5 protein-coding genes are annotated in these 4,997 nt (G+C 33.4%); all 5 read left to right on the top strand.

Annotated elements, in window-relative coordinates; genetic code table 11:
* Positions 1 to 1,905, top strand: a 1,905-nt coding sequence (locus tag NAT51_RS19465; RefSeq protein WP_250601762.1) for an RHS repeat-associated core domain-containing protein, incomplete at its 5' end; no start/stop codon positions are given.
* Between the two features lie 7 nt (positions 1,906 to 1,912).
* Positions 1,913 to 2,440 carry a hypothetical protein gene (locus NAT51_RS19460; RefSeq protein WP_250601760.1) on the top strand — a complete coding sequence of 176 codons (528 nt, stop codon included), beginning with the start codon at positions 1,913 to 1,915 and terminating at the stop codon, positions 2,438 to 2,440.
* Positions 2,441 to 2,924: 484 nt separating this feature from the next.
* Entirely contained in the window at positions 2,925 to 3,443 is a 519-nt protein-coding gene (locus tag NAT51_RS19455) for an IS1 family transposase (RefSeq protein ID WP_250601758.1), read from the top strand.
* Positions 3,444 to 3,586: 143 nt separating this feature from the next.
* Positions 3,587 to 4,186: a hypothetical protein gene (locus NAT51_RS19450; RefSeq protein WP_250601756.1), complete on the top strand. Its 600-nt coding sequence runs from the start codon at positions 3,587 to 3,589 to the stop codon at positions 4,184 to 4,186.
* A 109-nt stretch (positions 4,187 to 4,295) separates the two neighbouring features.
* Entirely contained in the window at positions 4,296 to 4,850 is a 555-nt protein-coding gene (locus NAT51_RS19445) for an REP-associated tyrosine transposase (protein WP_250601754.1), read from the top strand.
* Positions 4,851 to 4,997: the final 147 nt, after the last annotated feature.

Raw genomic sequence — 4,997 nt, 5'->3', positions numbered from 1 at the left:
GACGGACTGATCAGTACCGATTTAGGCAGCAAAGACGATTTGTTTGCTTTCAAGATTACGTATAACAATCCGAGTGATAACAGCAAAGCCTTGTTCAATGGGAATATTTCAGAAACGCAGTGGCGTACGTTGTATGATGACCAGCAGCGTAAATACACCTACACTTATGATCATTTGAACCGATTGTTACAGGCTGATTATTCACGACCGGATAATACCAGTGTGGTGAATGCCTACAAAGAGGTTGTAAATTATGACAAAAACGGTAACATTACCGATTTGGAACGTTCAGGTATGGTTGAAGCAATTGATTATGAGTATCCGATAGACAACTTGACTTATGTTTACGATACTAACAATAAAAACCGCTTACTAAAGGTGAGTGATTCCAGTGAAATATCAGAAGGTTTTACTGAAAACATGGACCCGAACGGGAACAGTAATGATGATTACAGTTACGATGCCAACGGAAACATGATCCGTGATGACAACAAAGCGATCACCAACATTACTTACAACCATTTGAACTTACCATTCGTGATTACTTTTTACAACCCGCATGGCAAGCAGACCAAAATTGAGTATATTTACGATGCGGCAGGAAGCAAGAAAGGTAAGAAAGTCCATTATTATGAACCGGATTACAGCGGTGGCGGTGGATCAGAGATGAAGGGAGTTGCAGCAAACAGCAATGCCGCACCAGTGAATTCATCGGTAGGTCCTACGACATATGTGCAGAAAATGACCCGGACGGATTATTTGCCCGGTGGTTTCCAATACAAGGATGAAGTAATTGAATTTATCCCTCATGCGGAAGGGTTTGTGAAAAATGATAAGGATGGTTATGTATATTATTTCAATTACACAGACCATTTAGGAAACGTGAGGGTAACGTATACCGATGACGGAAGTGGAACCCCTTATGTGGTGGAAGAAAGCAACTACTACCCTTTTGGACTGAAGCACAGAGGCTACAATGAGCCGGAGCAGAATATGAAAGACTGGGGGAATATCCTCACGATGGAAAGTTCTTTGAATCATAAGTATAAGTACAATGGAAAGGAGTTTCAGGATGAGCTGGGACTGAACATGTATGATTATGGAGCTAGGAATTATGATGCGGCGATTGGTAGATGGATGAATATTGACCCTTTATCTGAAGTATCAAGACGATGGTCTCCTTATACGTACTGCTATAATAATCCAATAATATTTACAGACCCTGATGGTATGTATGCAACACCTCCGACTGATTTGTATAATTTAAATGGAGATTTAGTAAGGCATATTGAAGATGGAAAAAAAGATAAAAAAATGATTTTATCAAGTTTAACAGAAAGTGCTATTGCTGGTCAAAGTGATAACGATGTTTCTGCTAATTTAAAATCAGGAGGATTTGGAGTTGACGTGGTTACAGTATCATCGAATACTGAAATTACAGCAATGGATAAAGCTTTTGACGATACGGATAAAGATGGTTTGGAAAGAGGATTCGTTTCTGCAACAGATGGTAGTATATCTTCGGTAGATACAGGTACAGAAGACGAAGTCGGGTTAAGTGGTGAACTGTATGAAATAGTTGATTCGAATAGAGAGCCTGCATACGATACTCATTCACATGGAGTTGGTAAAATAACTATTAACAAAGATGGAACTTTTATAGTTGAAGGAGGAGCAGAAAAATCTGGAAATGATATAGCGGGTCAAAAAAAGCGGGAAGGAGAAGGTTATTTTAAAGAAGCCAGCAGAGTTCTAGGTTACGATGTGAAAGTTACCATGAAAAATGGTGTTCCTGATATAAATAAAACTAGAACGATAAACTTCTATAACGGAGCTGGAAATAATAGAACTGTCGATTACAATCAATACAAATCGGCTGTAAATAAGATTAATAGTCAAAAATAATTAAATCATGAGAAAATTTATTTTTACATTTTTAATATTATTAATATTTAATTCATGTAAATCTCAAGAATCATTAAGAAATGTGCCAGTTACATTTCAAGTTGAAAATTCGAATGATAACCTTGTGAAATTAAAAAAGAATATAGCTACGGTAATATCGGATGGTGTGAATGAAACTGAATCCGGTTACACGATAATTGTTCCAAAGGATATTAAAGATTATTCAGTAAGTATTAATGTAATTCCAAATGAAATAGTTATGGAGTTTAATCACAAACAAAAAATATTTATTACCAAAAATTACAGTTCTATCAAAGAAAAAACTTTGATTGGTTTAAATAAAAATGAATTTATAAGTAATTTAATTAAATTGAATGTATCAAGTATGAAACTTGATTCAGAATTAAAGACATTAAAAAAAGATAGGCTGTTTGGTATTAGAATTATTAACGAGTATTTGGTTATTTATATTAACGTAAAAAGTTATAAAAAGGAACAGTTTGATAAAACACTAGAGTCTTTTGAATTAAAATAATTCGTTTCCAACGGGCATTCGGGATACAGGGATGGGCGCATAATCGTGTCCATCCTTTGTTTTTCCACCAAAATCCTGATGGAAAGGATGTATATATATATTATGTTGGACCAAGAAGGAGATTTTGGAATAAGCCTTTTTACTTTATAGATGGGCATACAGCATTAGGAGCTAAACCAAAAGGACACAAAACAGTTGCTTATGCTAACCTAAGCGGTCATGCACATGAAACGCGATTAATGTACCCAGAAAGGTCAGAGTATGGCTATGAAACATTTATCGATGAGGAAAAAACAATAATGGATTAGGTAATGTATCAAATTAGGGCATGACCTAGAATTTTAAAATAAGTTATTGAAAAACAGTGTTTAACGTAAAATTTAAACGCTGTTTTTTATTGTCTATTAGGATGATTTAAAGATTGATGATTTGTTAAAACGCGTAAATTAAGGGTTTGGTTTTGCTTCGTGTATTAAATTAGGGCATGGAAAAAATACTTTGCCCCAAATGTAGCGGGGCAACCGTTAAAAATGGGTTTCAATCGGCCATACAACGGTATAAATGCAAATTGTGCAAGCATAAATTTCAAGTTATTTATAAATATCGTGCCTACATTAAGACTATCAATGAATCAATAGTTGTTTTATTGAAGGAAGGCTGTGGTATCAGAAGTACAAGCAGGGTTCTGAATATTTCGAAAAATACGGTTTTAGCCCGGATAATTTCCATAGGGAACAATTTAAAGCCAAAACTGTTGTTAGAAAAAGAATGGTCCTATGAAATGGATGAAATGTGGACATTTATCGGAAATAAAAAGAATGTATTATGGATTACCTATGCAATTGAAAGGAATAGCAGATCTATTGTTGGTTTTGTAGTAGGTTCTAAAACAAAAGAGAATATTCAGCCTTTGGTCAATCGTTTGATTTTAAACCCGATAGCGCGGATTTGCAATCCATGCCAGATAGCGCGGATTTGCAATCCGTGCCCACAAAGAGAATAAAATTGAGAAAAATCCCAGTCGGTATGATTGGGATTTTTTGTTAGATTTGTTTTGAAGTAGATTGTGAGCACGGATTGCAAATCCGCGCTATCGGGGTTTAAAAGCTTATAGTGGGCAAATTTTAAAATCAAGATATAATTACCATGAAAAAAAGTAGCTTAAAAATATTAATATTGTTATTCGTTGTCATTATTTCATGTTCAAAAGGAATAACAATCAATGAAATAAATAAACCTATCTACAAAGATTTTAAAAATGGAGTTAAAAGGTCATATCAGGAGTATGGTGAATTTGCTCCAAGTTCATTTAAAGAGTTTTATAAGGAAAGTAAAACTGAATTTGACTTATATGTAGATTATAGAAATAAAGTTTTAGATTCGATTAATCTACTGGATAAAAAAAGCTGGATAATTATTCAATTGCATAGTCATAATTATTCAGGTTCATTTGAAGAAACATATATTTTTACAGATAAAGAGTTTGTTCATTATTATTTAGATTTATTAAGTTTTGAAAGTAATAATATGTCTGTTGATTTTCAGAGAAATACTATAGAATCACTTAGGAATAGTGATATAAAAGAGATTTATAATCATTTTGAAAAAGGTATCAATTTAAAGAATAAGAAAATTAATTTAGAGCCAATAGGTCATCCAAGAATTATTTATGAAGTTAGCGTTTTTACAAACAAGAAGTTTAATTTCTATAAAATTGATGCTAAAGATTATTTGATAAAAGCATAACCGGTAATGTAGGTAATGTACCCGATAGCGCGGATTTGCAATCCGTGCCCGCAAAGAATATAAACTACAACCTTAAAAGTTGTAGTTTTGTTTTTTTTATATACACGCCATGTCAACAAAATATAAAGCCAGAACAACTGAAGATGCTTATTTTATAACCATAACCGTAGTAGGTTGGATAGATGTTTTCACAAGAGTCAATCAGAAAACTCATCTTATTGATTCATTACGGCACTGCCAACAAAATAAAGGATTAGAAATATATGCATATTGCATTATGTCAAGCCATTTACATTTGCTTTGTAAGGCAACTGATGATTTTATACTCTCAGATATAATGAGAGATTTTAAAAAATACACTGCAAAGAAAATAATCCAAACTATTATTGATGAACCTGAAAGCAGACGCGAATGGATGTTAGAATATTTTAAAAAAGCTTGTGAGCATTTAAAGAGAAAACAACAATATAAAGTCTGGCAAGATGGCTATCATGCTGAAATAGTTGAAACCAATTGGTTTATCAAGCAAAAAATAAATTACATTCATAACAATCCAGTCAAAGATAAAATCGTAACTCTTCCCGAAGACTATTATTATAGTTCAGCAAGAAATTATGCGGTTTTGGAAAATGATTTAGAAATTGTTTTGTTAGATTTGTTTTGAAGTGGATTGTGGGCACGGATTGCAAATCCGCCTTTACTTTGTCTTAGATAAAAAATGATTATCTTTTTCAAAGGAAAGCAGAGGTGAACTATCAAATCCGCCAAGCTCGTTACTTATATAGCGCAATAGTCCTCTGCCAACCCTTTG

It is taken from the genome of Flavobacterium amniphilum, from assembly GCF_023634845.1.
Lineage (GTDB): Bacteria > Bacteroidota > Bacteroidia > Flavobacteriales > Flavobacteriaceae > Flavobacterium > Flavobacterium amniphilum.
This window is presented reverse-complemented; position numbering and strand designations above follow the sequence as displayed.